This window comes from Nostoc sp. PCC 9305, from assembly GCF_963920915.1.
Taxonomy (GTDB): Bacteria; Cyanobacteriota; Cyanobacteriia; order Cyanobacteriales; family Nostocaceae; genus Nostoc.
The window spans coordinates 1-4,531 of the sequence record NZ_CAWUDN010000211.1; the positions used below are offsets into that span (position 1 = coordinate 1).

The window sequence follows — 4,531 nt, forward strand, 5'->3', positions numbered from 1 at the left end:
TACTAGATTAAGTAATTAATCTAATATTATACAATCTAACTGCGTAACAGCTTAGTCCGTTGGGCTTGTTCTGCCCTGATGCCATTTTTGCAAGAAACTTGTTAATTGACACGCCTGCGGTTGCCGTCAACTGAGTTTCCTGGGAAATCGCAGTTTTGATGTGTCTTGCGATAGTAGAAGCGTAGGGGATGTTTTGCCTATTCTCAGTAACGTCCAAATATGCTTCATCTAGTGCAACCCCTTCCACTAAATCACTGTAGCGTTTGAAGATAGCGTGGATTGCAGCAGAAATCTCTCGGTAAACGTCGAATCTTGGTCTGACAAATATCAGTCCGGGGCATTTTGCAATTGCTGTTACTGACGGCATCGCGGAACGAATCCCAAACTTACGAGCTTCATAACTGGCGGCTGCAACTACACCTCGCTGATTCGGGCTGCCACCGACGACTAACGGTTTGCCTCGGTAACTAGAGTTGTCCCTCTGTTCCACCGATGCGTAAAAAGCATCCATATCAACATGAATTATTTTCCTAGTTCTAGCGACAGATTCTTGTCCCAAGCGTAGCTCCACCACAAGCAGTCTCGTTTTTCACAGCATTTTCAAAGAAGTAAATACAACCTCAGCTTATAGTATACCAGTACTATCTTAGAGATAAAATTACCTGCTGTCGTTTTGAGCAACTGTCTCCTGAACGGGTGTTTGAGGGGATACATAGTTTTTATGCCATCAAGCAGCAAGCGAAGAAAGTTTTTTTTAAGTAGAAAAGAGCGTACCTGGAATTGCAACTATATTAAATATTAAACAGCTCTAACTTTATTAGTTCAAAAACATAAAAGAACACACATGACCACTAAAATAGATTTTCAAGGGGATATGGATAACGCAAGCATTCCATTGAATCAAAACAAAGAAGAAGTATTTCAATGGACAAAGCAGTGGTATCCTGTAGCAGTTGTGGATTTTCTAGATCCATCTCGCCCACATGCAATACAGTTATTAGGAAAAGATTTAGTCTTGTGGCAAGACAGTTTGAGTAAATGGTCTTGCTTTGAAGATTCTTGCCCACATCGACTAGCTCCTCTTTCAGAAGGGCGTGTTGAGTCTGATGGCACACTTTTATGTGCTTATCATGCTTGGCGTTTTGATTCGCAGGGAAACTGTGTGAGCATTCCCCAGTCAAAAGATCAGCAGACATCCTCTAAACACTGCTCAAATTCAAAGTCATCTGCAATTAGTTATCCAACACAAGAACGGCAGGGTTTATTGTGGGTTTGGGCTGAGTCTGGTTCTGAAGCACAGCTTGAAAGTCAATTGAGGACACCACGAATTATTCCAGAACTTGAAGAAAACTCCGACAGAGTAGTTCATCTATTTTGGAATATACGTGACCTACCCTATGGATGGGACTTTTTCATGGAGAATGTAGCTGACCCAGCCCATGTACCTGTTTCTCACCACGGTATAGTTGGTAATCGGTATAAAGATGCTAATTACTACGATATGCTTTGCATCAAGGAAATGTCTACTCAAGAAGGATTTTCTTTTGAAATTACACCGACTGCCCCCACGATTGAGCAAGCGATTCACGACTTCCAACCACCTTGTCAGATGAGAATTGTTTCTACTTCACGCGATGGTGGTAAGCTGATCTTGGCATTGTATGCTAGTCCTACACGTCCAGGATGGTGTCGTCATATTGGCTGCCAGGTCTTAGTTAAGAACGAGATGGGCAAGACACCTAAAGGATTAGGAGTCTTTGGACTACCAATGCCAACTTGGCTAGGCCATGTTTTGTCATCCTTGTTCTTACACCAAGATTTAGTATTTCTTCATTATCAACAGAAGATTCTAGCTAAACGTCAAAAGGGCCAATGGGTGAACGCAGTTTATACACCCAATCCTCAAGATAAAATGGTAATTGCATTTCGCCAGTGGTTGGAGAAAAAAGCTGGAGGTAGTATTCCTTGGGCTTCAGGGTGTAATACCGATCTTCCCTTGCCCGAATTAGACAAACAAAAGCTTTTTGATGTCTGGACAACTCATACCCAACATTGCCAAGTTTGCAAAGATGCTTTGAAAAATATTAAACGTCTACGGATGCTGGCTTGGTTGAGTCGATGGGGGGTATTATCTCCCGCACCTCTCAGTTAAATCTGGGCGTGCGACTTTCACCGCACCCAGCTTCCGATGTTCTCAGCTTGCGCTTTTGCTCATGTGTTTGTAATCGTGGCAACTCTCGTGAATTGCTTCAAGATTATTTTTCTTCCAGTTAGCATGATCTCCGTCGATGTGGTGTAGGTTGACCCGTTCCTCATCGATGAATTTTAGACCACAGGAAGCACATCTGTGGTTTTGCTTCTTGAGGGCAATAGAGGTTTCGCCGTTGTAGAGCTTGCTGTTTCGTTCGCTCCAGTAGGCTGTATCTCCGTCATAGGGGGATTTTGTACCCTTAACCATGACGTGTTTATTTTCGGAGTGGGGAACCGTTGGGAATGCTTTCTTTATGAGCTTTTCGCTCGAATAGCGATTCAGTTTTGCTTCCTTGTTAAATACCGTGTAGGCTCTGCGGTGCATGAACCAAAGCGAGTGCTTTGAGCCATCCATCTTACAGAACTTATGGTAATTTCTCCAGCCTCTAACTACCGGGGCTAATTTTTCAGCCTTTGTGGTAGCACCATAATTCGAGTTGTTGACGATGTATTTTACTTTCTTGCGGAATGCTTTGAAATTATCCACCGAGGGAGTGCTTCTAAGCTTTCCGTTTTTCTGGACTTTAAAGTTCCAGCCGAGGAAATCAAACCCATCTGTCGCGACGGTAACTTTGGCAGGACTTACGCAACTGGCACAGTGTGATCGCATTTTTATAGTAGTTATGTACTAAAAGGTGGTGGTGTACTCAGAGAACATTGCTGAAATTAGTAACAGTAATCGGCTGTATTAAGTATTCATCAAATCATGAGAAGATTAGCTGAGGAGGCATAAAATAAATCCCGTAGCTTTATGAGATTTACTAAACTGGCTCTTGCGTTGGTTTTATGGTACGGCATTAAAATAGCAGTTTTGTAGAAAGGCTCAAAAATTTAAAATCCAGTCATAGCAAGGAACATAGGCTTTGATTAGATTTTATTTATTATTCGACTCCATAAAAGGAACTGAAGAGCCACTAAACTTAACTATTGCCAGTACTTGTTAAGTAGTCAGATTAATTATACGCTGACAAATTTGGCAGAGCATTTAGAGCAGATCAGTCATGATAAAATCAACCGTTATTTAAAGAACGAAAAATTAACACCTCGGATTCTTTGGGATAACGTGAAAGATCTAATAGAAATAAATGATAACGCCTACTTGGTTTTTGATGACACAGTAATTGATAAACGATATGCTATTGAAATAGAGCCAAGTAAACGCCAATATAGTGGCAATGAGCATGGTGTAATTCAAGGGATTGGGCTAGTAAATTGTGTATATGTAAATCATGAACTCGGAAAGTTTTGGGTAGTTGACTATCGCATTTATGACCCAGAACGAGAAAAGAAAAACAAAGATAGACCATGTGATGGAGATGCTGCAAAACCTTGTGTATAATAAGGTTTTACCATTTCAAGCTGTCTTGATGGACACTTGGTATGCGACAAATAAATTGATGTTATATATTGATGGATTAGGAAAATATTATTATTGTCCTCTAAAACGTAATCGACTTGTTGATGATACAGCAGGTGAAGAAGATTATCAAAAAGTTGAATTGTTATCTTGGAATGAAGAGGAGTTGAAATCAGGTAAAATAGTTAAAATAAAAAAGTTTCCTCAAGCGAAAAAAGTGAAACTGTTCCGGGTAATTGTCTCCACCGACAAAACGGATTTTATCGCTACAAACGATTTATCTCAAGATTCTACGGACGTTGTACAAAAAGTGTGTAAGGTACGATGGAAGGTTGAGGAGTTTCATAGAGAATTAAAACAATTGACTGGTATTGAATCATGCCAATGTCGTAAGGGTCGTATTCAAAGAAATCATATTGCCTGCGCTATTTTAGTTTGGCTTAGGCTCAAAAATTTAGCTTATAAAACTGGTCAAACAATCTATCAAATTAAGCATGGATTGTTATCAAATTATTTAGTTCAGCAACTAAAACGTCCGAATGTTCCCATGTTTATTGCCTAGTTGTTTGGCGCACGGCGCGGCTACACCGCGCCATTGCTTGTGACAGTTGCGTAAGTCCTGTTTGGTTTTCTTTTGGCTTACATTCATTCCGCGTTTACGGAGGAACTCGCTGATTCTTTCAAGTATCTCTGTCGCCTCATCTTCGGGTCGGAGTATAATGACCATATCATCCGCATAACGGATTGATGGCTCGACAATACTTTTTGTTGGGGTTTTGTCTGTTATTCTATTGCCCCTTTTGTATTCCACATGGTATCTGTGGATACTTTCAATCCCGTTAAGTGCGATGTTAGCTAATAGTGGACTAACTACCCCTCCTACAATCTTGCAAAAACTTCCATAGAGTTCTCGGTCACTATTCC

3 protein-coding genes and 2 pseudogenes are annotated in these 4,531 nt (G+C 40.7%); 2 read left to right on the plus strand and 3 right to left on the minus strand.

Annotated features, from left to right (window positions below; all coding sequences use genetic code 11):
* Positions 1-7: 7 nt before the first annotated feature.
* Positions 8-574: a DNA polymerase IV gene (dinB, locus tag ACM0OX_RS35135; protein ID WP_414519777.1), complete on the minus strand. Its 567-nt coding sequence runs from the start codon at positions 572-574 to the stop codon at positions 8-10.
* 270 nt (positions 575-844) lie between these two features.
* Here dinB and ACM0OX_RS35140 point away from each other — a divergent pair, with 270 nt between their 5' ends.
* On the plus strand, positions 845-2,152 hold the full coding sequence (locus tag ACM0OX_RS35140; protein ID WP_414519779.1) for a Rieske 2Fe-2S domain-containing protein: 1,308 nt from the start codon (positions 845-847) through the stop codon (positions 2,150-2,152).
* A 42-nt stretch (positions 2,153-2,194) separates the two neighbouring features.
* On the opposite strand, the pseudogene ACM0OX_RS35145 reads toward ACM0OX_RS35140, so the two are convergent.
* Positions 2,195-2,824: pseudogene (locus ACM0OX_RS35145) on the minus strand (group II intron reverse transcriptase); the annotation flags it as partial.
* A gap of 363 nt (positions 2,825-3,187) precedes the next feature.
* Between ACM0OX_RS35145 and ACM0OX_RS35150 the strand changes: the two are divergent.
* Positions 3,188-4,169 (plus strand): annotated as a pseudogene (locus ACM0OX_RS35150) (transposase).
* Here the strand turns inward: ACM0OX_RS35150 and ACM0OX_RS35155 are convergent.
* Positions 4,134-4,531: reverse transcriptase domain-containing protein (locus tag ACM0OX_RS35155; RefSeq protein ID WP_414519780.1), on the minus strand; the 398-nt coding region annotated here is incomplete at its 5' end. The pseudogene ACM0OX_RS35150 and the gene ACM0OX_RS35155 overlap by 36 nt on opposite strands.

Bases quoted from the DNA above. Each gene is read 5' to 3' on its own strand.
- ACM0OX_RS35140 (WP_414519779.1), top strand. From the start codon at position 845: ATGACCACTAAAATAGATTTTCAAGGGGATATGGATAACGCAAGCATT.